The 24,433-nt window shown below is 52.6% G+C and carries 20 protein-coding genes; 12 read left to right on the top strand and 8 right to left on the bottom strand.

From position 1 onward, the window contains the following. Window positions 1–7: 7 nt before the first annotated feature. Complete coding sequence (locus K334_RS0100555; RefSeq protein WP_002561011.1) at window positions 8–1,243, bottom strand: site-specific integrase; 1,236 nt, start codon at window positions 1,241–1,243, stop codon at window positions 8–10. Window positions 1,244–1,603: 360 nt separating this feature from the next. Here K334_RS0100555 and K334_RS13185 point away from each other — a divergent pair, with 360 nt between their 5' ends. The 12 genes from K334_RS13185 (at window position 1,604) to K334_RS0100495 (ending at window position 14,479) form a co-directional block, all read left to right on the top strand. Continuing rightward, the gene (locus K334_RS13185; RefSeq protein WP_025880709.1) at window positions 1,604–2,953 is read left to right on the top strand and encodes an MFS transporter; all 1,350 of its coding nucleotides are present in this window, start codon (window positions 1,604–1,606) and stop codon (window positions 2,951–2,953) included. 6 nt (window positions 2,954–2,959) lie between these two features. Continuing rightward, a complete protein-coding gene (locus tag K334_RS0100545; RefSeq protein ID WP_025880708.1) occupies window positions 2,960–4,141 on the top strand; it encodes an AGE family epimerase/isomerase in 1,182 nt (393 codons plus the stop codon). Between the two features lie 182 nt (window positions 4,142–4,323). Further along, the gene (locus tag K334_RS0100540) at window positions 4,324–4,674 is read left to right on the top strand and encodes an NADH-quinone oxidoreductase subunit A (RefSeq protein ID WP_021590634.1); all 351 of its coding nucleotides are present in this window, start codon (window positions 4,324–4,326) and stop codon (window positions 4,672–4,674) included. After that, complete coding sequence (locus tag K334_RS0100535; RefSeq protein WP_027444360.1) at window positions 4,665–5,387, top strand: NADH-quinone oxidoreductase subunit B; 723 nt, start codon at window positions 4,665–4,667, stop codon at window positions 5,385–5,387. Before K334_RS0100540 ends, K334_RS0100535 begins: the two co-directional genes overlap by 10 nt. Window positions 5,388–5,406: 19 nt before the next feature. Further along, window positions 5,407–6,978, top strand: coding sequence for an NADH-quinone oxidoreductase subunit D-related protein (locus K334_RS0100530; protein WP_027444359.1), 1,572 nt, complete (start codon window positions 5,407–5,409; stop codon window positions 6,976–6,978). 36 nt (window positions 6,979–7,014) lie between these two features. Beyond that, complete coding sequence (gene nuoH / locus K334_RS0100525; protein ID WP_025880707.1) at window positions 7,015–8,088, top strand: NADH-quinone oxidoreductase subunit NuoH; 1,074 nt, start codon at window positions 7,015–7,017, stop codon at window positions 8,086–8,088. A 24-nt stretch (window positions 8,089–8,112) separates the two neighbouring features. Next, the gene (locus tag K334_RS0100520; RefSeq protein ID WP_025880704.1) at window positions 8,113–8,646 is read left to right on the top strand and encodes a NuoI/complex I 23 kDa subunit family protein; all 534 of its coding nucleotides are present in this window, start codon (window positions 8,113–8,115) and stop codon (window positions 8,644–8,646) included. A gap of 6 nt (window positions 8,647–8,652) precedes the next feature. Next, a complete protein-coding gene (locus K334_RS0100515) occupies window positions 8,653–9,174 on the top strand; it encodes an NADH-quinone oxidoreductase subunit J family protein (RefSeq protein ID WP_027444358.1) in 522 nt (173 codons plus the stop codon). After that, window positions 9,171–9,482, top strand: a complete 312-nt coding sequence (gene nuoK / locus K334_RS0100510) for an NADH-quinone oxidoreductase subunit NuoK (protein WP_021590574.1) — start codon at window positions 9,171–9,173, stop codon at window positions 9,480–9,482. The genes K334_RS0100515 and nuoK overlap by 4 nt, the downstream gene beginning before the upstream one ends. A gap of 6 nt (window positions 9,483–9,488) precedes the next feature. Beyond that, window positions 9,489–11,456: an NADH-quinone oxidoreductase subunit L gene (gene nuoL / locus K334_RS0100505; RefSeq protein WP_025880701.1), complete on the top strand. Its 1,968-nt coding sequence runs from the start codon at window positions 9,489–9,491 to the stop codon at window positions 11,454–11,456. A 30-nt stretch (window positions 11,457–11,486) separates the two neighbouring features. Continuing rightward, entirely contained in the window at window positions 11,487–12,995 is a 1,509-nt protein-coding gene (locus K334_RS0100500; protein WP_025880699.1) for a complex I subunit 4 family protein, read from the top strand. A 26-nt stretch (window positions 12,996–13,021) separates the two neighbouring features. After that, on the top strand, window positions 13,022–14,479 hold the full coding sequence (locus K334_RS0100495) for an NADH-quinone oxidoreductase subunit N (protein WP_025880697.1): 1,458 nt from the start codon (window positions 13,022–13,024) through the stop codon (window positions 14,477–14,479). A 1,488-nt stretch (window positions 14,480–15,967) separates the two neighbouring features. Here the strand turns inward: K334_RS0100495 and K334_RS13180 are convergent. The 7 genes from K334_RS13180 to K334_RS0100460 form a co-directional block, all read right to left on the bottom strand. After that, window positions 15,968–17,083 carry a helix-turn-helix transcriptional regulator gene (locus K334_RS13180; RefSeq protein WP_021590655.1) on the bottom strand — a complete coding sequence of 372 codons (1,116 nt, stop codon included), beginning with the start codon at window positions 17,081–17,083 and terminating at the stop codon, window positions 15,968–15,970. A gap of 81 nt (window positions 17,084–17,164) precedes the next feature. Next, window positions 17,165–19,144: a fructose-bisphosphatase class III gene (locus K334_RS0100485; RefSeq protein ID WP_025880694.1), complete on the bottom strand. Its 1,980-nt coding sequence runs from the start codon at window positions 19,142–19,144 to the stop codon at window positions 17,165–17,167. A gap of 59 nt (window positions 19,145–19,203) precedes the next feature. Then, on the bottom strand, window positions 19,204–19,977 hold the full coding sequence (locus K334_RS0100480; protein ID WP_025880692.1) for a glycosyltransferase: 774 nt from the start codon (window positions 19,975–19,977) through the stop codon (window positions 19,204–19,206). Between the two features lie 73 nt (window positions 19,978–20,050). Next, window positions 20,051–21,193, bottom strand: coding sequence for a glycosyltransferase (locus K334_RS13175; RefSeq protein ID WP_081657994.1), 1,143 nt, complete (start codon window positions 21,191–21,193; stop codon window positions 20,051–20,053). Beyond that, on the bottom strand, window positions 21,190–22,347 hold the full coding sequence (gene lysA / locus K334_RS0100470; protein WP_021590689.1) for a diaminopimelate decarboxylase: 1,158 nt from the start codon (window positions 22,345–22,347) through the stop codon (window positions 21,190–21,192). Before lysA ends, K334_RS13175 begins: the two co-directional genes overlap by 4 nt. Beyond that, window positions 22,337–23,671 (bottom strand): aspartate kinase, encoded by a 1,335-nt coding sequence (locus tag K334_RS0100465; protein ID WP_025880688.1) that lies wholly within the window; start codon window positions 23,669–23,671, stop codon window positions 22,337–22,339. The genes lysA and K334_RS0100465 overlap by 11 nt, the downstream gene beginning before the upstream one ends. 31 nt (window positions 23,672–23,702) lie before the next feature. Continuing rightward, the gene (locus K334_RS0100460) at window positions 23,703–24,422 is read right to left on the bottom strand and encodes a cell division ATP-binding protein FtsE (protein WP_027444357.1); all 720 of its coding nucleotides are present in this window, start codon (window positions 24,420–24,422) and stop codon (window positions 23,703–23,705) included. Window positions 24,423–24,433: the final 11 nt, after the last annotated feature.

Genomic DNA, 24,433 nt, shown 5'->3' with positions numbered 1-24,433 from the left:
CTCTTTTTTAGATGGTGCAACCTGCAAATTCCTCGACGTTGTTTAACCTTGCGGCAAGGTTTTCCATATCCTGATTGAGTTTTTCTTTGGTTATCTTCGCGTAAATCTGCGTCGTCTTTATGCTCTTGTGTCCAAGCATGGAGCTGACCGTTTCGATGGGTACGCCGTTGGAAAGGAAAACTGTCGTGGCTGCCGTGTGGCGGCTTTGATGCCACGTGATATGCTTGGTGATGCCGCAACGCTTGGCGACGGCACGGATACCGGCAAGGCACGTGTTATAATGCGGAACGGGGAATATCCTGCCGTTCTCGCATAGCCCACGGTATTTGCCGATTATGCGGTTGGCGATGTCAAGCAGGCGGATGTTGGACACCACGCCCGTTTTCTTGCGGTTGATGTTTATCCACTCGTGTTCGTCGAAATAGGTACGGATATTCTCTTCCGTGAGGTTGCGCATATCCGCGAACGACAATCCGGTGAACGCACAGAACAGGTAGAGGTCGCGGTACAGTTCCTGTTTGGCGTTTTTCAGTTTCCCCTCCATCAGCAGGCGTATTTCGTCTTTGGTCAGGAAACTGCGTGTCGTTTCCTCCTTCTTGATTTCATACTCGCGGAACGGGTCGCGTGTCAGCCACTCGTTGTTGATGGCTATGAACACCATTGTCCGTAGCGGGCAGACGTACAGCCACACGGTATTGGTGCAGCAGTGCTTGTCCGTGCGCAGGAACATCTCGAAGTCGGAGATGAAAGCGGGAGTAAGCTCTTTTAGGGCGATGTCCTTCACATGGTAGCGGATGTCGAGGAACTCTTGCAGGTGCTTGTAAACGACACGGTACTTTTCCAGTGTACCTTTTGCTTTCATGCCTGCTTCCACCTGTTTCTCATAGTTCTCGTTGTGCCGACGGAACACCTGCATCAGCGTGTGGTAGCGGTGTTCCAGTCCGAGAAAGGCGTTCTTTACCTTCTCCGCCGTGACGAAGTTGTCACGCTCCATGATTTCCTGATAGTGTCTGTTGATGCGCACCCGCATCTTGTCAAGCATACGGTTCGTTTCGAGTGCCGCCGCGCTTCTGCCCGTGACACGTCCCCCTTTGGTGTCCCACAGCTTCGGATCGACACTCAACTTGCAACTGAACTGCGTCTGGCTGCCGTCCACCGTGATGCGTCCCATGACGGGAACCGTCCCGTCCTTTTTCACTACCTGACGCTTGAGGTAGTAGATTACTGAAAATGTACTCTTCATCGTTCTTAATTTTTGGATTTCAAAATTAGTTGGTGAAGAGTCCGGTGTCGGTACGCAAAACGGGGAGGAACGGCGCAATCTTTTTTCCGTAACCGTATTTGTTACGTGAGTTGTGGGTAACTCACTATAACATAGTGTCTTGTTTCGCCATTCGTACCCGTTTGTCGCATTTTCGGACATGGTTACGAACAAGTAACGTTGCGGCGTCAAGATTTGGCTTCGGCAAGGATTGTAATGGCTTCACGAATTATCGCCACTTTAACTAAAACCCTTGTAACTCAATTCTATCACTATATCTTTCCGCATTTCACTTTTTTGTAGTAACTTTGCAATTAATAAATCTATTAAAACAAGCACCTTATGTCTAAAATAAAAATCTCTGAGAAGATAGGCTATGCGCTGGGAGACGCGGCGGCCGGCGGCATTACGTGGAAGATCATGTCGATAGCTTTCCCGCTGTTCTTTACCAATATCTTCGGCCTGACATTTGCCGACGCGGCTTTGCTCATGTTGTTGGCCCGCATGTTCGACGTGGTGACAGACCCGCTGATGGGAAGTCTGGCCGACCGCACGCAGTCGCGCTGGGGAACCTATCGGCCCTGGATCATATTCGGATCGATTCCCTTGGGGCTGATATTCGCCTTGCTGCTCTACACCCCGGACTTCGGACCTACGGCCAAGCGGGTGTATGCCTATACGTTCTACTTGCTGATGATGGCCGTCTACACGATGGTGAACGTGCCCTACGGCTCGCTGCTCGGCGTGATGACAGACGACGACAAGGAGAAAAACGAGTTCTCGTCGTACAGGATGGTGGGCGCCTATGCCATGGGCTTCGTCACGCTGCTCTCTTTCCCATATTTGCAGAAGTTCGTGGGTGGAACCGACGCCCATCAGTATGCCGTCTTGGGCGTCTTCTTCGGCGTGCTTGCCGCAGGAATGACACTGGGATGCGGCCTGCTGACCAAGGAACGGCTGAAGCCTGTGCGGGCGGAGAAGTTCTCGGGCAAGCAATTTACGGACTTGTTCAGGAACAAGCCTTGGATTTACATGACCCTGATTGCCGTTGGCACCAATTTCTTCAACGGCTTCCGCTATGCCGTGGCCGGCTATCTGTTTCAGTATTGTCTGGGCGGCGACATCACGATGAGTGGACTGATTATCAACTATACGGTGTTCATGGCCTTTGGTGAGGTCACCTGTATGATTTTCGGCGGCCTGTCGCCAAAGGTGACGGAATGGATAGGCTCGAAGCGCAAGACCTTCATGGTGGCCGTGCTGGTGTGCCTGGTGACTTCCGTCATCTTCTTCTTCGTGCCGATGCGGCCGTCGAGCATTTGGCTGTTGATAGGCATTGTCATCATCACTTCGGCCGGTGTGGGAATCTATTCGCCCCTCTTGTGGTCGATGTATGCCGACGTGGCCGATTACGCAACTCAGAAGAATGGGGCTTCTTCCACAGGACTTATCTTCTCCTCGGGCACGATGTCGCAGAAGTTCGGTACGGCCATCTCTGGCTCCCTGATAGCCTTATTGCTCGGTTTGGCGGGCGCACGCATGGTGCCCGACCGCTTCGGCAATGCCGTCATCGACCCTTCGTCCATTACAGACTCCGTGTTGACGATGGTATGGTCGCTCTTCTCGCTGTTCCCGGCTGCCATCGCTTTCCTCATGCTCTTCCTCATCTATAAATATCCCATCAAAAAGTAGACGGCAATGACAGACTTGAAACGGCAGATGAAGGATGTTCTGACCACGAACATTCTTCCTTATTGGATGGAAAAGGTGGTCGACCCTGTGCATGGAGGCTTTCTCGGACGGGTCGACGGCAGGGACATGCCGCACCCCGACGCGGAGAAAGGGGCTGTGATGAACGCCCGCATTCTGTGGGCTTTCTCGGCGGCCTATCGGGTGCTGGGCGACAAAGCCTATTTGGCTATGGCCACACGGGCCCGCGACTACGTGTTGACCCATTTCGTTGACCCTGTTTATGGAGGCGTATATTGGAGCCTGAAGGCGGATGGGAGTCCGCTCGACACGAAGAAACAGACCTATGCCATCGGGTTCGCGATTTACGGGTTGAGCGAATACGCGCGGGCCACGGGCGACAAGGATACCTTGGCAGCGGCCATTTCATTGTACCATGACTTGGAACGTCATGCTTTTGACAAGGAGCATAACGGATATGTCGAGGCCTTGACGCGCGACTGGCAGCCCATAGCCGACATGCGGCTCAGTGACAAGGACGAGAACGGCAGCCGCACGATGAACACCCATCTGCATGTCATCGAGCCTTATACCAATCTGTATCGGGTGTGGAAGAATGAGGATCTGAAGGAGCGGCTTGTCAACTTGTTGCATATCTTTACAGACCGGCTGTTGAATCCTGAAACGCACCATCTGGATCTTTTCTTCGACGACTGCTGGCAAGGACGGCGCAATATAGAGAGTTATGGCCATGACATAGAAGCCAGTTGGCTGTTGCATGAGACGGCGCTGGTGTTGGGAGAGGATGAAATATTGGCAGAGATGGAACCCGTGGTCAGGGCGATTGCCACGGCGGCCGACGAAGGATTGCGGCCTGACGGCAGTATGGTCTATGAGTATTGGAAAGACCGGCAGCTGCTCGACAGCCAGCGGCAATGGTGGGTTCAATGCGAGAATATCATCGGACATGTGAACCTTTATCAGCATTTCCATCATCAGGAAGACATGGAAAAGGCATGGCGTTGTTGGCAATATGTAGACCGACACTTGGTGGATCGTCGGCATGGCGAATGGCATTGGGCCGTGTTGGAGGACGGAACCGTCAATATGGAAGATGACAAAGCCGGTTTCTGGAAGTGTCCCTATCACAATGCGAGAATGTGCTTGGAATTGTTGGAACGTGAATATTAAGGATAGAACATCCCCACTTGTTAGTGATAACAATGGGGATGTCTTGTTTTTGTAATCTACAGATGGCAGTTTTTTGGTTAAATAGAGTAATAATACCAAAAATATTTTTTACCTTTGCACCGCTAATTGGCAGATAGGCCTCTGCCGTTCGGTTAGCTTATTATTAATAACGTTATATTTTTATGTACTTTACTTTATTTATTACCGTTTTGTTGACGGCTATTGTCTTGGTGGTTGGCGCTTACGCCATCGCTAAGCTGATTGGTCCCCGTTCTTACAATCCGGTGAAAGGAGAGCCATTTGAATGTGGTATTCCTACACGGGGAAGCAGCTGGCTGCCCATGCACGTAGGGTATTATCTCTTCGCCATCCTTTTTCTGGTGTTTGACATAGAGACCGTTCTGCTTTACCCATGGGCGGTTGTCGTCAAGCAGTTTGGTCCCCTTGCCTTGGTGAGCATCGGATTCTTTCTGTTGGTATTGGTATTTGGTCTGGCTTATGCTTGGCGGAAAGGAGCTTTGGAATGGAAATAAGAAAACCGAAAATCAAAAGCATTCCTTACGACGAGTTTAAGGATAATGATACGCTGGAGGAAATGACCCGGCAATTGAATGAAGGCGGTGCCAATGTGATAGTGGGGTCGTTGGACCAGGCTATCAACTGGGGACGCAGCAATTCGTTGTGGTCGTTGACATTCGGAACGTCATGCTGTGGTATCGAGTTCATGGCTGTGGGCTGTGCCCGCTACGACTTCTCGCGCTTCGGCTTTGAGGTGACCCGCAACTCTCCACGCCAGGCCGACTTGATCATGTGTGCCGGTACAATCACCAACAAGATGGCACCGGTGTTCAAGCGCCTGTATGACGAGATAGCCGAACCGAAGTATGTGGTGGCTGTCGGCGGCTGCACCATTAGCGGCGGCCCTTTCAAGAAGAGCTACAATGTGGTGCGTGGTATCGACGAGCTGGTGCCTGTGGATGTGTATATTCCCGGTTGCCCGCCGCGTCCGGAGGCCATCCTCTATGGCATGATGCAGTTGCAACGCAAGGTGAAGGTGGAGAAATTCTTTGGCGGCGCCAATCACAAGATGACCGCGGAAGAGCGTGAACGCTCCATGAACAAGGGTGGCTTGCATGGTCTTTCAAACGAGAATCTCTCCGACAAGCAGAAGCTGGGACACCGCGAGCCTATTATCGTGATGGACGTTCCGTCTGATTTTGATCCGCAAAAGGGATTGGAGGACTAATATAATAAGGTATAGGAATATGAAACTAAATAACATAGAACTCAATTTTGACAACTTTGCCGGTGAAATGGCCAAGTTGAAGAGCGAGAAACATTTTGATTACCTTGTTACCATCATCGGTGAAGACTTCGGCGAAGAAGGATTGGGATGTATCTATATTCTGGAAAATACGCAGAATCATGAGCGTTGTTCGACAAGAGTCATCGCCAAGCAAGTGGGAGAGGACTATGTGATTCCCTCCGTGCTGAAGCTTTGGAACGCAGCCAACTTGCTGGAGCGTGAGGTTTTTGATTTCCTTGGAATCAAGTTCTTGGGCCATCCGGACATGCGGAGGCTGTTCATGCGTAATGATTTTACGCGCTATCCGTTGCGAAAGGACTTCGACGAGAGTCCCGATGCCAATCGTTTCCCGACCACCGATGAACCAGAAACAGACTTTACCACAGAGTGGAATCTGGATAAGAACGGCAATCTTGTCGCAACGCGGCACCGCTTGTTCGACGAGGATGATTTCGTCGTGAACTTCGGCCCCAATCATCCGAGTATGCACGGCGTGTTGCGCCTGCAAGCCGTACTGGACGGGGAGACCGTGAAGCACATCTATCCGCATCTCGGGTATATCCACCGCGGCATGGAGAAGATGATGGAGAGCATGACCTATCCGCAGACGTTGGCGATGACAGACCGCTTGAACTACCTTTGCGCAATGATGCACCGGCATGCGCTTGTCGGCGTAATCGAGGAAGGCATGGGCATAGAGTTGTCGGAACGCATCCAATACATCCGTACCATCATGGATGAGTTGCAGCGTATCGACAACCACTTGCTTTATCTGGGAACCGCGGCACAGGACTTGGGTGCCCTCACGGCATTCCTCTATTGCATGCGTGACCGCGAACATGTGCTCAACGTGATGGAGGAGACAACCGGTGGCCGACTGATTCAGAACTATTATAGAATCGGTGGCTTGCAGGATGACATCGATCCCAACTTTGTTGAAAACACCAAAACCCTCTGCAAATACCTCCGCCCGATGATTCAGGAGTACATGGATGTGTTTGGCGATAATGTGATTACGCATAATCGTTTCGAGGGTGTTGGCCCCATGGGACTTGAAGATAGTATCAACTACGCTCTGACCGGCCCTGCCGGAAGGGCTGCCGGATGGCATAATGATGTCCGCAAGAATCATCCGTATGCCTGCTACGGCCAGGTGAACTTCAAGGAAATCACCCTTGACGGAGCAGACGCAATGACTCGTTACATGGTTCATATAGAAGAACTCTACCAGAGTCTGGACATCATCGAGCAGCTGATAGACAACATTCCCGAAGGGGAGTTCTACATCAAGCAGAAACCCATCATCAAGGTTCCCGAAGGACAATGGTATTTCTCGGTGGAAGGTGGTGCCGGAGAATTTGGCGTCTACTTGGACAGCCGTGGCGACAAGAGTCCTTATCGCTTGAAGATGCGCCCCATGGGACTAACCCTGACAGGGGCTTTCGACAAGATGTTGCGTGGACAGAAGGTGGCCGACTTGGTTACGACCGGTGCCACGATAGACTTCGTAATCCCTGATCTTGATAGATGATACTAAAATTAATAATGACAAATAAACGAAAAAGATATGTTTGATTTTAGTATAGTAACTTCATTTGTCGACCAGCTCCTGCGTCAGACGCTTGGCTTGGGAGATTTTTGGACAATATTGATTGAGTGCGTTCTTGTTGGACTGGGCATTTTGGTCGGCTATGCGTTGCTGGCCATTGTGCTGATTTTCATGGAACGTAAGGTCTGCGCTTATTTTCAATGTCGTATCGGCCCTATGCGTGTAGGCCCCTGGGGAATCTTCCAGGTGTTTGCCGACGTGTTGAAGATGTTGATAAAGGAGATTTTCGCTATCGACAAGGCCGACCTCCTGCTCTACTATGTGGCCCCATTCCTTGTGATAGCCGCGTCGGTAGGCACTTTCTCCTTCCTTCCTTGGAACAAGGGCATGAGTGTTCTCGACTTTAATGTCGGTATCTTCATGGTGACAGCCATCAGCTCTATCGGCGTTGTCGGTATCTTCATGGCAGGTTGGGGTAGTAACAATAAATATTCGGTGGTGAGTGCCATGCGCGGAGCCGTTCAGATGATTTCGTATGAAATGTCATTGGGACTTTGTCTCATTTGCGCGGTCATCCTTACAGGGACGATGCAGATGAGTGGTATCGTGGAGGCACAGACCGGCCCTTGGCGATGGCTCATCTTCCAAAGCCCAACGGCAATCATCGCCTTCCTTGTTTTCCTCGTTTCAGGAAATGCGGAAGCCAACCGCGGGCCTTTTGACCTTGCGGAAGCAGAGAGCGAGTTGACCGCCGGCTATCATACGGAGTATTCCGGCATGGGCTTCGGTTTCTATTATCTGGCCGAATATCTTAACCTTTTCGTCATCTCAGGTTTGGCTTCTGCCATCTTCCTTGGTGGCTGGGCACCTGTGAACATCGGATTGGAAGCCTTTGACAACGTGATGAACCTGATTCCCGGAATCTTCTGGTTCTTGGGCAAGACCTTCATGGTGGTCTGGATTCTGATGTGGGTGCGTTGGACATTCCCTCGTTTGCGTATCGACCAGATACTGAAGCTGGAGTGGAAATATCTAATGCCTTTGATGTTGCTTGTCCTGGTTCTGACCACCGCTTGGGTAGCACTCGTCTAATTCTTTGATATTTTAATGAAGGAAATGGAAAATAATAAATCATATTTCGGTGAAATAGGATCCGCCTTGAAGACGCTTGGTACCGGTTTGAAGGTTACCATGAAGGAGTATTTCACGCCAAAGTCCACCGAGCAGTATCCGGAAAACCGCAAGACAACACTGCATGTGGCCAAGCGTCACCGTGGTCGCCTTGTCTTCAAACGCAATGAAGACGGCAGCTACAAGTGTACGAGTTGTCTGATGTGCGAGAAAGCCTGTCCAAATGATACCATCAAGATAACGTCCCACATGGAGGAAAATCCTGAAACAGGACGTAAAAAGAAAAAGCTTGACGATTATCAATATGATTTGGGCGACTGCATGTTCTGCCAGCTTTGCGTCAATGCCTGCAACTTCGACGCAATCGAGTTTACGAATGATTTTGAAAACTCGGTGTTCGACCGCAACAAGTTGGTGCTGCATCTTGACAAGGAAGTTTATCAAGGCGGTTCGCTGCCCAACCTTATTGAGGGTGGCGCACCACTGACGATAGGCAAGTTTAACACCAAAACCAAGTAATAGATTATGGCAAATATTATTATGTTTTGCATCTTGGCTGTAGTCATTCTTGGGTCAGCCCTGATGTGCGTAGCCACCAAGAGAATCATGCGGGCGGCGACATTCCTGCTCTTTGTTCTCTTTGGTGTTGCGGGGATTTATTTCCTGCTGGACTATACGTTCCTGGGAGCCGCACAGATTTCTGTCTATGCCGGGGGTATCACGATGTTGTATATCTTTGCGATTCAGCTTGTATCCAAGCGCACGCTGCAAGGTCTTGTCGAGCGTTTCAAGGGAAGCCGCGTTGTTGGCGGTGTCCTTGCGTCGTTGGCAGGCCTTGTCATGGTGGTCGCTGTTTTGTTGAAAAACCAATTTATCAATGCCGCAATCGCTACCAGCGACACGGAAGTCCCCATGGAGCAGATAGGCAAGGCCCTCGTTGGGTCGGGAAAGTATGAATACGTGCTTCCTTTTGAGTTCATCTCGCTCTTCCTGTTGGCTTGTATTGTAGGTGGTATCATGATGGCAAGAAAGGAGGAAGAGAAATGAATATTCCCGTAGAATGTTATTTGGTGCTTAGCTCATTGCTGTTTTTCATCGGCGTATTTGGTTTTGTCACTCGTCGTAATCTGATAGCAATGCTTATTTCGATAGAATTGGTGTTGAACGCTGCCGACTTGAACTTTGCAGTCTTCAACCGTATTCTTTTCCCCGGACAGCTGGAGGGGTTCTTCTTTACGCTGTTCTCCATGGGAGTGGCGGCTGCGGAGACGGCTGTCGCCATTGCCATCATCATCAATGTTTACCGCAACTTCCACAGTGACCAGGTGAACAGTATCGAAAACATGAAATTATAAAAACAAATGGAATACAGTTATTCATTTTTGATACTTCTTCTCCCGTTTTTGAGCTTTTTGGTGCTTGGACTTGCGGGGATGAAGATGAAAAAGCCGGTGGCCGGCCTTATCGGGACATTGGTTATTGGCAGTGTATTCGCCATGTCGGTGTTCACGGCATACGAATATTTCTTCGCCGTTGGCAGAGATGCCGCAACTGGATTGTACCCGACGGTTACCGTATTTAACCTGACTTGGCTGAAGTTTACCGAGCTGCTCACCTTCAACATCGGTTTCAGGCTGACTCCCATCAGCGTGATGATGTTGATTGTGATCACCACCGTCAGCTTCATGGTACACATCTATTCGTTCGGCTACATGGCAGAGCGGGATGAAAACTACAAGAAAGAAGAGTATGAGCCTGGTTTCCAGCGCTTCTACGCCTATCTTTCCCTCTTCACCATGAGCATGTTGGGCTTGGTTGTGGCCACAAACATCTTCCAGATGTACCTCTTTTGGGAACTTGTAGGTGTTTGTTCTTATCTTCTTATCGGTTTCTACTATCCCAAGCACGCCGCCGTGCATGCTTCCAAGAAGGCTTTCATCGTGACGCGTTTCGCCGATTTGTTCTTCCTCATCGGCATTCTGTTCTACAGCTTCTATGTAGGGACGTTCAATTACGACCTGTCCGCTACGCCGGGGTTGCAGTCCAACTTGGCCGGTGCGGCATGGGTGCTGCCCATGGCCCTGTTCATGATGTTCATCGGTGGTGCCGGCAAGAGTGCGATGTTCCCATTGCACATCTGGTTGCCCGACGCCATGGAGGGGCCGACGCCTGTCAGCGCGCTCATTCATGCCGCAACCATGGTTGTCGCAGGTGTCTATCAGGTTGCCAGCCTTTTCCCCATTTGGGTTGAATATGCTCCCAACCAGTTGCATTGGGTGGCTTACATTGCGGCTTTCACCGCATTCTATGCAGCCGCGGTGGCCTGCTGCCAGCGCGACATCAAGCGCGGTCTTGCCTTCTCAACCATCTCGCAGATTGCCTACATGCTCGTTGCCTTGGGCGTCTGCACGGCTGTTGAAGGCGAGGGGGGCGTCGGCTACATGGCCAGCATGTTCCATCTCTTCACCCATGCCATGTTCAAGGCGTTGCTGTTCCTCTGCTCCGGTGCCATCATCGTGATTATCGGGAGCAATTTCAAGGAATACATGGGCGGTCTGCACAAGTACATGCCCATCACCAACATCTGTTTCCTGATCGGAACCATCGCCATCAGCGGTTTCTTCCCGTTGGCGGGATTCTTTTCCAAGGATGAAATCGTCGACGCATGCTTCCATTACTCGCCGTTCATGGGCTATTTCATGACGCTGGTTTCGGGAATGACGGCATTCTACATGTTCCGTCTTTACTACGTCATCTTCTGGGGCAATTCCTATTATGAAGCCGATCCCGAACATCGTCGCAAGCCTGCCGAGGTTCCTTTCATCATGTGGGGGCCACTCGTCTTTCTTGCCGTCGTGTCCTGCTTTGCCGGCTGGATTCCGTTCGGCCACTTCGTGAGTGCCGACGGTCATTCCGAAGACATCGCCCTTCAGAGCCTTCACTTCGGTCCGACCGCTTGGATGAGCCTTTGCGTGGCCTTTATCGGTTTCGGTCTGGCCACTTGGATGTATGCCAAGGGCACCAATCCCGTGCCCGACATGCTTCAGCGCAGAATGCCGCGTCTCCACAAGGCGGCCCTCAACCGCTTCTACATTGACGACGCCTGGCAGTTCGTCACCCACAAGATTGTGTTCGGCTTGTTCTCAAAGCCGATTGCGTGGTTCGACCGCCGTGTCATCGACGGCACGTTCAACTTCATGGCTTGGGGAACGCAGGAAGCGGGCGAGACAATCCGTCCTTGGCAGAGTGGCGACGTGCGCTCCTATGCCGTATGGTTCTTGACGGGTACCGTGGCGCTGACATTGGTGTTGTTGGCCATCGCCCTGTAATGTCTCACAATTAATAGAATCAATGATAAGATGAATATATTAACTTTATTCGTAGTAATTCCGGTCTTGATGTTGATAGGCCTCTGGTTGAGCAAGAACGACAACCAGGTGCGCGGCGTCATGGTCACCGGAGCCACGGCTCTTCTGGGCTTGGCCATCTATTTGGTATTCGCCTTCCTGGAGATGCGTGAGACGATGCCGGCCGACCAATACCCCATGCTGTTCACTTACAGCGCCCCTTGGTTCAAGGCACTCAACATCGAGTATGCCATCGGCGTCGACGGAATCTCCGTCGTCATGATATTGCTCTCCGCCATCATCGTCTTTACCGGAACTTTCGCCTCTTGGCAGATGGAACCGATGAAGAAGGAGTACTTCCTTTGGTTTGTTCTGTTGAGTTCCGGCGTATTCGGATTCTTCATTTCCGTAGACCTCTTCACCATGTTCATGTTCTATGAGGTGGCTTTGATTCCGATGTATCTGCTCATTGGCGTCTGGGGAACCGGCCCGAAGGAGTATGCGGCCATGAAACTCACCCTGATGTTGATGGGAGGGTCGGCCTTGTTGATCATCGGCATACTTGGAATTTATTACTTCAGTGGCGCGACCACCATGAATATCAATGAGATTGCAGAGATGGCCAACATCCCGGTTGAGGTTCAGAAGATATTCTTCCCCTTCCTGTTCATCGGCTTCGGCATTCTCGGCGCATTGTTCCCGTTCCACACATGGTCGCCCGACGGTCACGCTTCGGCCCCGACTGCCGTGTCGATGTTGCATGCGGGTGTGTTGATGAAGCTGGGTGGCTACGGTTGTTTCCGCATTGCCATGTACCTGTTGCCCGGCGCGCTCGACACCTGGGCCCCCGTCTTCCTCGTGCTGACCACCATTTCCGTCGTTTACGGCGCGCTCTCCGCCTGCGTGCAGACCGACTTGAAGTATATCAACGCCTATTCTTCGGTGTCCCACTGCGGCATGGTGCTCTTCGCATTGCTCATGATGACGCAGACCGCCATCACAGGAGCTGTGCTTCAAATGCTCTCGCATGGTTTGATGACAGCCCTCTTCTTTGCCGTCATCGGTATGATCTATCATCGTGCCGGAACCCGTGACGTGCGTTATCTGGGCGGTTTGATGAAGGTTGTTCCCTTCCTTTCCGTAGGCTATGTGGTGGCCGGTTTGGCCAACCTCGGCTTGCCGGGCTTCTCCGGTTTCGTGGCTGAAATGACCATCTTTGTAGGTTCTTTCCAGAACGCCGACACCTTCCACCGTGTTTGCACCATCGTCGCTTGCACCTCCATCGTCATCACCGCCGTCTATATTCTCCGTGTCGTGGGCAAGATTCTTTACCAGAAGATACCCAACCAGGAGTTCTACAAGCTGCATGACGCCACTTGGGACGAGCGGGTTGCGGTGATAGGCCTCATCGCCTGTGTCGCCGGTCTCGGCATGTTCCCGCTCTGGGCCGACGAAGTGATCAACGGCGCCGTGGCACCTGTCATCAACCATATCAGTCAATTAGCAGTTGCAGGTTTGTAATGTCCTTTTAATAGCTATTTAGAATCATGAATATAGATTATAGTCAATTTCTCAATATGGTGCCGGAGGTGACTTTGACGTTGCTTTTGGTCATAGCCTTTATTGCAGACTTTTGCAGCGCGAAGCATACGCTCCGCAAATGGTTCAATCCATTGATGTTTGTGCTGATGTTGGCGCACGTATTGGTCAATCTCGGGCCGACCGAAGCCGCCACCACGTTCGGCGGCATGTATATTACAGGCCCCTCCATCGGTGTCATCAAGTCGATACTGGCATTCGGGACGCTCATCGTGCTCATCCAGGCCAGGGAGTGGTTGTCCCGCGAGGACACCGCTTTCAAGGAGGGCGAGTTCTACATGTTGGTCTTCTCGACACTCTTGGGTATGAACATGATGGTCAGTGCCAATCACTTCCTCTTGTTCTTCCTGGGTCTGGAGATGGCTTCCGTGCCCATGGCCTGCCTGGTTGCGTTCGACAAGTATCGCCACAATTCGGCCGAAGCCGGTGCCAAGTTCATTCTCACCGCCACCTTCTCAAGCGGTGTCATGCTCTTCGGTATCTCTTTCCTCTATGGCGCGGCGGGGACACTCTACTTCGATGACGTCGCTGCCGTCATGACAACAAGTCCGTTGACCATCATGGGCCTCGTCTTCTTCTTCAGCGGTCTGGGCTTCAAGATATCCCTTGTTCCCTTCCACTTCTGGACGGCCGACTCCTACCAGGGTGCTCCCACCACCGTCACAGGCTATCTGTCGGTCGTTTCAAAGGGTGCCGCGGCCTTCACGTTGTGCGCCATCCTCATGAAGGTCTTCGCCCCGGTGGTGGAGTATTGGCAGTATCTGCTTTATATTGTCATCGTGCTTTCCATCACGGTCGCCAACCTTTTTGCCATCCGTCAGACCGACTTGAAGCGGTTCATGGCCTTCAGTTCCATCTCGCAGGCCGGCTATATCATGTTGGCCGTCGTGGGCAACAGTGCCATGAGCGTCACCGCCTTGTCTTTCTACGTGCTGATTTACGTTGCGGCCAACATGGCCGTCTTCTCCATCATCAGCGCGGTGGAAGAGCATAATGGCGGCACCGTCGACATGAACAGCTACGACGGTCTCTACAAGACCAATCCCCGTCTGTCTTTTCTGATGACGCTGGCCCTGTTCTCCTTGGGCGGCATTCCTCCGTTTGCGGGCATGTTCTCAAAGTTCTTCGTGTTCATGGCGGCCGTCAAGGGTACCGACGTGACGGCGACGAGCGGCGCCTTGGCCTATGGAGTGGTCTTCGTCGCGTTGGTCAACACGGTGGTCAGCCTTTACTACTACCTGCTCATCGTGAAAGCCATGTACATCAAGCGCAATGACAACCCGTTGCCGACCTTCACCAGCAGTGTGAACACCAAGTTGGCCTTGGCCTTGTGCATTGCCGGAATCGTCGCCTTCGGCGTATGTTCCGGTGTCTATGAATGGATCGACACGGCTTCCTTGATGTAGTTCATCCAACGGAAAATACAAAAAGAGGATGCGTTCCCAGTGGCGGAACGCATCCTCTTTTTTTTGCGAGCGTGTAAAGCAGGCAGTGTCAGGTCGGTGCATGGGAGCATGGCCAAGGCCCACTGCGCACTACCGCCTTGGCGGTAGCTTTCTCTGTCACCGGCCAGGCAGGGTAGCTCGCTGCGCTCGCAACCCTGCCCTCTAAAAGGACCAACCGCCAAGGCGCAGCGTGATTCCTCACGCCCCTACGGCCCACGCCATTCGCGGAGAAGGAAAATCGTGGCTCGGAAAACGTCAAAACAAAACATTTGTAAAATTCCGAGGTTCGGGAAACGTCAAAACATAACGAATGTTAAACTCCGAAGTTCGGAAAACCTCAAAACATAACGAAAGTTAAGTCCCAAGATTCGGAAAACCTCAAAACATAACGAAAGTTAAGTCCCGAGATTCGGAAAACGCCAAAACAAAACATTTGTAAAATTCCGCGGCTCGGGAAACGCCAAAACAAAACATTTGTAAAATTCCGCGGCTCGGGAAACGCCAAAACAAACGACGGCGGACTTTCCGAGGTTCGGGAAACGCCAAAACAAACGACGGCGGACTTTCCGAGGTTCGGGAAACGCCAAAACAAACGACGGCGGACTTTCCGAGGTTCGGGAAACGCCAAAACAAACGACGGCGGACTTTCCGAGGTTCGGGAAACGCTAAAACAAACGACGGGACGGAAAAACGAAGACAGCCTGGCCTATGACAGAGAAAGCCAGGCCGAAGGTCTTGGTCTTTTTATCCCAAAGCGGTCGTTGGACGATAATCATAGTGCATTGCGCATGCAATCGGCTGTACTGTGTGTGGCTACCGCGTAGCAGTTGGTCTTTTTAGAGGGCAGAGGTTGCGAGCGCAGCGAGCTACCCTGTCCAGGCTGTGGTGGTGGGGAACTAGGCCGAAGGTCTTGGTCTTTTTACATTTGAACCATCGCTTTTTGCGGGAAAGCTTATTTTCAATCAATACACATGCCATCATATCGCCCTTGTCGCATGTGTCCCGCATGCTTCAAAAACCAATTGACAATTCCGACGGCTCACCCTTTATACCCAGCAACATCCACCACAAACGTAAAAAGACCAAGACCTTCGGCCTAGTTCCCCACCACCACAGCCTGGACAGGGTAGCTCGCTGCGCTCGCAACCTCTGCCCTCTAAAAAGACCAACCGCCAAGGCGGTAGTGCGCAGTGCACCATGGCTGTGCTCCCATGAACCGACCTGGCACTGTTTACTTTACACTCTCCTTTTTGCATCTTGTACGCTCTTTCTTGAATGCCGTCGCTTTTCAATTTTCCCAAAGCGGCCCTTTGGGCTTCCTTCCGCTGTGCTTTTGTTTTTAACCGCTGTGCTTTTGTTTTTCAACCGCCGTGCTTTTGCTTTTCAACCGCCGTGCTTTTGCTTTTCAACCGCTGTGCTTTTGCTTTTCAACCGCTGTGCTTTTGTTTTTCAACCGTTGTCCTTTTGCTCGGTGAAATCTGTCCTTTTGGCGGCTGAAAGGGTGGCCGTTGAAAACGAGGGGGAGGCTTCCTGTATGATGGCAGAGGGCGATTGTGGGAGGTGGGGCGGCCTCTCTGCCTGTTTGAGCAGGAACGCCTGCAGGTCATCCTCGGTCTTCAGCCCCAGCTTCTTGCGGATGTTGCACCTCACCGTGCTGACGTTGCTCGACGACTTGCCGGTGATGCGGGCTATCGCGCTCAGCGTTTTGCCCGCCGCAACGAGCCGGCATATCGTCAGTTCGGATTCGCTGAGCATGGGGAAGGACCGGGAGAGTTGCAGCATGGCGGCATCGCGATTGGCCTTGAGGGTCTTCACCGCGTTGATGAGATTGAATTTCGACTGGTCATCCAGCTTGTCGAAGAAGAGGTATATGTCTTGTTCGTCGGGATTCTTTGCGCGGCAGAGTTGCAGGTAGGCCATCAGCTCGTCCTCGTTGAGCCGGAACGCCTTGAGCAGGGCTTCCTGCGTGGACTGATAGTTGCTGCTCTCCCGTTGGATGTCGTGTACGCCCCGCCGGCAGATATGTGCCAGAATGCAGGTGAAGACATGGAGCACCACGAAGAGCGCGACAAACTGCAGGTGCATGGCGCCGCCTTCGTATAGGCTCGCGAATGCGAGCGTGCCGAGGCTGATGGCGGTCACATAGATGGGTGTGCGGGGGATGAAGGCCATCACGAGATAGAGCAGAATGGTGTAGGAGCCTATCTGATTGCCCAGTATCATGGCCTGATAGCCGTCGGGCTTGGTCACGGCGAGGTAGACGATGCGGGTCGATTGCAGCGTCTGGGCCAATAGGGCATAGGACGAAATGGCCTGCACCAGCGTCAGTCGGCGATACAGGAACAGCAAGAGCGACCCCAGTGTGATGAGCAGCATGGCCCATGAAATGGATTGAAGGAAGATGTCGTGCAGCCCTATGCCGCCGACGAGATGCAGCACCATCAGCAAAACAAGCAGTGAAATGCCGACGATATAGACGCGCAGGCGTATGCGTTCTTCACTATTGTGGCCGCGCTCTTGGGTGAATTTCCGAAAGCGGAGGGCAAGGGAATGTGTTTTTTTCATTCGGTTTAAGCCGGTTTGGAAGACTGACGCCATCCGTCAGCTGCCGCAAAAATACGTATTTTAATCGAAATATCGACAAAACTATTTTGTCGAACGCTCTTTGATGAATCCGTGGCGGTAGGCATAGAGCAGTTCCTGCAAGTCGGCCACCTGCCGCCGCAGCTCCGTTCCCTTGTCGGTATCGGCGACGAGCATGCGGTGGGCGCTCATTTCAACGATGACCGTGGTGCTCTTGATGTCTGTGCCGCGCAGGATGGCGTCCTTCGTGTTGGTGAACGGTTCGTGTTGCACGAGCTGGAAGCCCCGGCTGTGATAGACGAGCGTATAGCCGGCAATGCCCGTCTCCTTGTGATAGGCCTGCGAGAAGCCGCCGTCGATGACCATGAGCTTGCCGTTGGCCTTGATGGGATTCTCGCCGTCCATGGCATGTACGGGCACATGGCCGTTGATGATGTGGCGGTTGGGGCCGGTTAGGCCGAAAGCGTCCAGGATTCCATCGACGACGGCCTCGTTGTCGCGGAGCTTGAAATAGCAACCTTTCTCTTCCTTGTGGGTGGTTTTGTCCTTGATGAAGTAGCGTTCGAAGGTGGCCATCTTGCTCTTGTCGAAGAGCGGACTGTCGGGGCCGCACCAGAGATAGAGGAAATAGTCGATGGCATACTCCTTTTCCTGCGGGTCGGAATCGTTCTGGAAGGCCGTCCGAATCATCATGCCGGTGTGATACATGAGCGAGCGGCCCGAATAGCGGCGTCCCGGATAGATCTCAACTTCCTTCAACGTGCCGTCGGCGTTCAGCGGAACCGACGCGTGGAAGAGCAGGTTGTTGTTGTAGACGGCATACATGCAGCCATGACTGAGCAATACATTGATGTGCTTGTGCAGTTTTTCGCAAGCCTTGAAAGAGTGGTGGAGCTTGCCCATGAGCTGCTTTTCCTCGAAGGTGAGTTCGTTTGGGTGCTTCGGATCTATGGTAGGGAAGCTGTTGCTGCTGAGCGGATATTCGGTTCCGTCGAGCATAATGCTGCCTTTCGCATAGTCGATGGCGTTGAATAGCTCCCTGTTTTCCATGCCCCATTCGGGATGGCGGTCGAATATCTTGGCCTCTTCCTTGAACTGGATGACGGCGATGGCCTTGTGCATGAGGGCCGAGAGGCGCAGCGTCTTCTCGTCGATTTCCTTGGCGCCGCCACTCAGTCGGGGCACGAACTCTTCACAAGGGTCGTCGCCGTAGGTCTCCATGGCGAACGTGGCCAGCGGCACGAGGTTGATACCGTAGCCCTCTTCGAGCGTCGTCAGGTTGGCATAGCGGAGCGACAGACGGATGACATTGCAGATGCAGGCGTCGTTTCCGGCGCAGGCCCCCATCCAGAGCATGTCGTGGTTGCCCCATTGGATGTCCCAACTGTGGTAGTGGCGCAGCGTATCCATGATGATGTGCGCGCCCGGACCACGGTCGTAGATGTCGCCGAGGATGTGGAGTTGGTCGATGGCCAGCCGCTGGATGACGTTGGCTATGGCGATGATGAAGTCGTCGGCGCGCCCCGTCGAGATGATGGTGTCGATGATTCCGTTGACATAGGCGGTCTTGTTGCTGTCCTCGGTGCGCTCGTGCAACAGCTCCTGGATGATGTAGCTGAACTCCGCGGGCAGCGACTTGCGCACCTTGCTGCGGGTGTATTTGCTGGAGACGTCGCGGCAGACTGCCACCAGTTGGTGGAGCGTGATGTGATACCAGTCCTTGAGATAAGGCTCATTGGCCTTCACCAGTTCCAATTTCTGCTCGGGATAATAGATGAGCGTGCACAGTTCGCGCTTGTCCTGCTCCCTCAACGTGTTGCCGAACAGGTCGTTGACCTTGCGTTTGATGTTTCCGGAAGCGTTCTTCAGCACATGCTGGAAGGCCTGGTGTTCGCCGTGGATATCGGCCAGGAAGTGTTCTGTGCCTTTCGGAAGGTTCAGGATGGCGGAAAGATTGATGATTTCGGTACTGGCGTCAGCTATCGTGGGAAACGATTGGGAAAGCAGTTCCAGATAGTGCAAGTCTTTTTCTATATCGTACATAGGCTGATGTGGTGAAGGAAAATGGTTGTTGAATGTGGTGAAAAGCTCGAAAGAAAGGCCTATTCCTTGAGCGGGACGGGCATGAACCCCTCGGTGAGACCGCAGTCTTCCGCCATTCGGGTTTGGAGTAGGGCCATGAACTTCAGAAGATTCATTTTGCTTAAAAGTCTCAGGAAATGGTCTTCGTCGAAGTTCAAGGCCAGAAGTTGACTTGTCAACTCTTGCAGCACCTTGTGGGAAATGGCCCCTTGGTGTTGTTGATAGTGGGCATAGAGAACGCTCCGAAGCAAGGTGCGGACGTTGTCGTCCTCGGTCTCCACCTTTGCAACCCTGTCGGCAATCTCCTTGCGGATGGCCGCGTCGTGTGTGGAAATCACCACTTCGTATCGCTTGCGCATGTCGGCCGCGAGGGTGGGGAGGGGGTATTTGTTCGTGATGATGGGGTTGCGGAGTTCCGTTATCTTCTCTGTGGCGACCCATCGGCTCACGTTCTCGGTTTCCGCCTTGCTGAAAGTGACGATGTGGTCGGCCCCACGGATGGCCTGCTTCTGGCTTCGGTATCGTGCCAAACCAAGCAAACCGCCCCGTCTCCTCTTCATCTGCCAGGGGGTGAGGCCGCCCAAAGGCGAATAGACAACGGGAATCTTGAGATTGGCGTAATGCCTGACGGCACGGAAAACATGGGTGTCCCATGCTCCCCAGACATGCACGATGTCCGGCACCGCTTCGGTATCGACATCGGCTTCCTGGGCCAGTTGCCGGGTGACGGCCGACACCAGCGACGGACTTATCTGGTCTTTCTTCGTGTAAAAGCTGACAATCTTGATTTTCATTCCTTATCTTTCTCTATGTAGAAGCAGGCCGGTTGGATTTCCATTCTCAATCCCACGCTTTTCCATTCCGGACTTACAGTTTGTGAGTGGTGAACTCATTCTTGTCCGTCGCTTGAAAGCGGATGAACAGAAGGAGCCTGTACCAGCCGACAGACAGCAACATCGGAAGCATGCTGAAAGTCCCGATGGGGACGTTCAATGCGTTTGCGACTCTCTTGCCCGACAGCGAATGGGCGACCGCCCAGCTGAGAAGCAGGACGGCGGTGGCTCCCGCCAAGAGCCAGTGGCGCGTGATGATGGAGACGGTCGTGAGGGAGAGGTTGACGACGAAGGCCAGATGCAGCGTGAACATGTCGTAGCGGAACAGGGCGCGACAGGCATGTCGGCGCAGCATGGACTTCCGGATGGCTCTGTCGTTCAGCCGTTTGCGCTTCCAGGACTTGTCGCTTGGAAATTCTTCGATGAGCGGATGGGCGGGGTCGAGGGCTATCGAAGTCTTTTCCGCAGCGGCGTATTTGTTGACAAGAAAGTCGTATTCACCGCAATTGAACTGTAGGTTGCCCAAGAAACCGTTGCGGCTGATAAACTCCGCCTTGCGAAAGGCCACACAAGGACTGTCTGTGCTGAAGGCCGTATGCCGATGGGCCAATCTGAGCAGTTGGCTTTCCATCAGCAGATGGTAAAAGTGACGGAAGGTGGAAGCACCTGCATATTGCGTGAACGTGGTGACCAGGTTCTTTTCCGGCTTGCACATTCTGGCCATTCCCGACAGCCAATGGGCGTCTGCGGGGCGGCAGGTGGGCTCGGTCACGACCACCCAATCGGTCTTGGCCGCTTTCACGCCAACGGTGATGGCCAGCTTCTTTCGGCTCATGTAGCGTGATGTGCTGGGGATATAGGTGGTGTAAAGACGGGGTTCGGCCGCGTTTCGCTTCAGGACGTCTTCCGTTTCCGCGTCGCCTTTGTCGACAACGACGATCACCTTGTACTCGCCATGATAGTCCTGATGCAGGAAAGCGGGGAGGTTGCGCTCCAGTTCCCGGGCCAGATCGTGCGCGTACAAGACGATGGAAATGGCCGGAGCGGCCCCTTCCTCCTGCTTCTTCATGCCGGCCCGGCCCCTTGAAAAGCGCAGGAAGGGTGTGGCGAGAACGGAAAGAAGGGTCAACAGGAAGGCTGTTGCACCACCGATGATTGTAAATAAGTCAAAAGTCATAACTCTTCGGATAGATGGGCGATGGGTAAACGACGGCAATTGTATTGGCTTGCCATGATTTCGCCATAAGCGCCTGCGGAGCGGAGTGCAATCAAGTCGCCTCGTTTGGTTCCGTCGAGCGTGATGGATTTGGCGAAGACATCACTGGACTCGCAGATGGGTCCGACAACATCGTAGACCTCCCCGGGGGCGTTGCTGGACAGATTCTCTATCTTATGGCGGGCATGGTAGAGCGCGGGGCGGATGAGGTCGGTCATGCCCGCGTCCAAAATGACGAATTGCTTGGAGGCCCCTTGTTTGACATACAACGTGCGGGCGATCAAGCTTCCCATCTGTCCTACGACAGCTCTTCCCAATTCGAAATGCAACTTCTGCCCGGGGCGGAGCCGCAGGTGGCGGGCGTAAGTGGCAAAATAACTTTTAAAATCAGGGATGGGTTCTTCGTCGGGAGAGTCGTAATTGATACCCAAGCCACCTCCCACGTTGATGTTCTCTATGACAATGTGCTGTGACTCAAGCCTGTCTTGAAGTTCGTTGACGCGAAAGCACAATGCCTTGAAATCCTCCATATCCCGTATTTGGCTGCCAATGTGGAAATGGAGGCCGACAAATTTGACATGCTCCATCGTTCGGATTCTTGCGATGATAGGCTCCATGTCCTTCATGGCAATCCCAAATTTGTTTTCGGCCAGGCCTGTGGTGATGTTCTCGTGCGTGTGGGCACCGACGTCGGGGTTTATCCTTAAGGCGACACGGGCGGTCTTGTTCCGTCGTGCGGCCAGCTGGTTGATGACTTCCAGTTCGACCGCGCTCTCCACGTTGAAGCAGGAAATGTCTCGGTCAAGGCCGAGGTTGATTTCCCAATCGCTCTTGCCTACGCCTGCATAAACGATTCTGTCAGCCTGGAATCCTGCGGCGAGTGCGGCTTGAATCTCCCCGCCGCTGACGCAGTCTGCGCCCAGACCGGATTGGCGGATGATGCGAAGAATCTTGGGATTGGCATTGGCCTTGACGGCATAATGCACGCAATATCCGGGGTGTCGCTCCAGCTCTTCATGAATGGCATGGAGCGTCTGGCGCAAGAGCTTCGTGTCATAATAGTAGAACGGGGTCTCGATGTCTTGAAACTTCTCTACAGGAAAATCACCTTTCATTTGTTTTATTTTGGAACAGCACACGGCTTAGATTCTGGAGCGCCCGCTTCTTGTCGGCTTCCCTTATCAGAAAGGAGATGTTGTAATTGCTGCCTCCGTAGGAAATCATTCTGACGGGGATGTCCTTCAACGCCTCCAACACGATGGTTTCAAATCCGAGATTGGCCCAGTCCAGATCGCCTACGACGCAGATGATGCACATGTCGGAGTCTACCGTCACGGTACCGTATTTCTTGAGTTCGTCGACAATCTCCGTTACATGTGATGCGTTGTCGATACTCATCGACACACCGACCTCACTCGTCGTAATCATGTCGATGGGCGTCTGGTAGCTTTCAAATATTTCGAAGACTTTGCGCAGAAAGCCGGTGGCAAGCAACATGCGGCTGGACTTGATCTTGATGGCCGTGATGTTGTCTTTGGCGGCGACGGCCTTTATCTTTCCCCTGACAAGGACATTGTCGATGATGGTTCCTGCGGCGTCGGGAGCCATCGTATTCTTCAGCCTTACGGGTATGCCGGCGTATTTGGCGGGTTGCACGCAGGTCGGATGAAGAATCTTTGCGCCAAAATATGCGAGTTCGGCAGCCTCTTCAAAGTTGAGCTGGTCGACAGCTTCCGTCTTTTCCACGATTCGCGGGTCGTTGTTGTGCATGCCGTCGATGTCTGTCCAGATGTCTATTTCTTCAGCTTGCAGGGCCGCGCCGACCAGCGAAGCTGTATAGTCGGAGCCTCCCCGGAGGAGGTTGTCGATTTCGCCATAGGCGTTTCGGCAGATGAATCCTTGGGTTATATAGATTTGGCAACCTTCGTTTTGGCTCATGATTGCGGTCAGCTTCTTCTTGATATATTGAGGGTCGGGTTCGGAGTTCTTGTCCGTCCGCATGAAATCGAGGGCGTTTAGAAGAATCGCTTTCACGCCGATTTCCTGGAGATAGTTGACCACCATGTTGGTGCTGATGATTTCTCCCTGCGCGACGATGCACTTTTCTTCGAAAGAAGTGAACAGGTCTTTGGTGGAAGACCGCAGCAGACAGAACTCTTCCTTTAGGAAATCCCTGGTTTTCTGCTTGTATTCTTCCGTTGAATATAACTCTTCAACATGGCCAAGATACTTCTTTTCCAGGGCGTTGATGACCTCGTTGGCGCCTTCCGGATTCTTTTTATAAAGATAGTCGCTGATTTCCACAAGGGAATTGGTCGTTCCGCTCATGGCCGACAAAACTACAAATGTAGGTTCGCCGCTTTTCGTGATCAATGCGGACACGCTCTTCATTCGTTCGGGAGAACCAACTGACGTCCCTCCGAATTTCATTACTTTCATCATCTTTTTCGTTTTTTTTGTTGGTTTGTTCTTATTCTGATTTGAAAGAATCTTCCGTCAAATCCATCTTGTTGTATTGATGGGTGATGTCGCTTATCGTCGCGTCTTCGCATCGATATACGATTCCCGGGTATTTGTCAAGCATTGGGATGTTGTGGGTCGACATGACGACGGCCGTCCCCGTTGTGGTTGCGTTCTTCAACAACGCGACGATGCTGCTTGCCGTCTCGGGATCCAAATTTCCGGTAGGCTCGTCGGCGATGATGATTTTGGGTTTGTTGAGCAACGCCCGGGCAATGGCGATACGCTGTTGTTCGCCTCCGGACAGTTCGTGGGGCATGTTGTCTATCTTGTCGGCAAGCCCGACTTCTTGCAGGACTTCTTCTATGCGCCGGCCGATATCCTGTTTGTCCTTCCAATCGGTCGCCTTCAGGACGAACTCCAAGTTCTTGCGGACGGTGCGGTCGTGAAGCAGTTGGAAGTCCTGGAAGATGACACCCATCTCACGTCGCAGGGCAGGTATCTCCTTGCGTTTCAGTTCCTGCATTCTTCTACCGAGGACTTCGGCTTGTTCCGCTTCGCCTTCGGCCAAGTCAAGCTCGCAATAGAACGTTTTCAGAAGACTGCTTTTGCCGGAACCGACCTTCCCAATGATGTATATGAATTCACCTTCCGCACACTGGAAGTTTACATCTTTCAACACAAGATTGTCTGCTTGGTAAATGTTTACCTTCTTATAATCAATTAGCATTTACTTATATA

Origin of the sequence: Segatella baroniae DSM 16972 = JCM 13447 (genome assembly GCF_000426585.1) — a bacterium.
Classification (GTDB): Bacteria; Bacteroidota; Bacteroidia; order Bacteroidales; family Bacteroidaceae; genus Prevotella; species Prevotella baroniae.
Note: the sequence above shows the minus strand (reverse complement) of the source record. Positions and strands in the feature narration are given on the sequence as shown.

Coding starts and splice junctions, on each gene's coding strand:
- K334_RS0100530 (WP_027444359.1), top strand. CDS start 5,407: ATGAAACTAAATAACATAGAACTCAATTTTGACAACTTTGCCGGTGAA.
- K334_RS13185 (WP_025880709.1), top strand. CDS start 1,604: ATGTCTAAAATAAAAATCTCTGAGAAGATAGGCTATGCGCTGGGAGAC.
- K334_RS0100540 (WP_021590634.1), top strand. CDS start 4,324: ATGTACTTTACTTTATTTATTACCGTTTTGTTGACGGCTATTGTCTTG.
- K334_RS0100545 (WP_025880708.1), top strand. CDS start 2,960: ATGACAGACTTGAAACGGCAGATGAAGGATGTTCTGACCACGAACATT.
- K334_RS13180 (WP_021590655.1), bottom strand. CDS start 17,083: ATGAAAAAAACACATTCCCTTGCCCTCCGCTTTCGGAAATTCACCCAA.
- K334_RS0100520 (WP_025880704.1), top strand. CDS start 8,113: ATGGAAAATAATAAATCATATTTCGGTGAAATAGGATCCGCCTTGAAG.
- K334_RS0100480 (WP_025880692.1), bottom strand. CDS start 19,977: ATGAAAATCAAGATTGTCAGCTTTTACACGAAGAAAGACCAGATAAGT.
- K334_RS0100495 (WP_025880697.1), top strand. CDS start 13,022: ATGAATATAGATTATAGTCAATTTCTCAATATGGTGCCGGAGGTGACT.
- K334_RS0100515 (WP_027444358.1), top strand. CDS start 8,653: ATGGCAAATATTATTATGTTTTGCATCTTGGCTGTAGTCATTCTTGGG.
- K334_RS0100465 (WP_025880688.1), bottom strand. CDS start 23,671: ATGAAAGTAATGAAATTCGGAGGGACGTCAGTTGGTTCTCCCGAACGA.
- nuoK (WP_021590574.1), top strand. CDS start 9,171: ATGAATATTCCCGTAGAATGTTATTTGGTGCTTAGCTCATTGCTGTTT.
- K334_RS13175 (WP_081657994.1), bottom strand. CDS start 21,193: ATGACTTTTGACTTATTTACAATCATCGGTGGTGCAACAGCCTTCCTG.
- nuoL (WP_025880701.1), top strand. CDS start 9,489: ATGGAATACAGTTATTCATTTTTGATACTTCTTCTCCCGTTTTTGAGC.
- nuoH (WP_025880707.1), top strand. CDS start 7,015: ATGTTTGATTTTAGTATAGTAACTTCATTTGTCGACCAGCTCCTGCGT.
- K334_RS0100500 (WP_025880699.1), top strand. CDS start 11,487: ATGAATATATTAACTTTATTCGTAGTAATTCCGGTCTTGATGTTGATA.
- K334_RS0100555 (WP_002561011.1), bottom strand. CDS start 1,243: ATGAAGAGTACATTTTCAGTAATCTACTACCTCAAGCGTCAGGTAGTG.
- K334_RS0100485 (WP_025880694.1), bottom strand. CDS start 19,144: ATGTACGATATAGAAAAAGACTTGCACTATCTGGAACTGCTTTCCCAA.
- lysA (WP_021590689.1), bottom strand. CDS start 22,347: ATGAAAGGTGATTTTCCTGTAGAGAAGTTTCAAGACATCGAGACCCCG.
- K334_RS0100535 (WP_027444360.1), top strand. CDS start 4,665: ATGGAAATAAGAAAACCGAAAATCAAAAGCATTCCTTACGACGAGTTT.
- K334_RS0100460 (WP_027444357.1), bottom strand. CDS start 24,422: ATGCTAATTGATTATAAGAAGGTAAACATTTACCAAGCAGACAATCTT.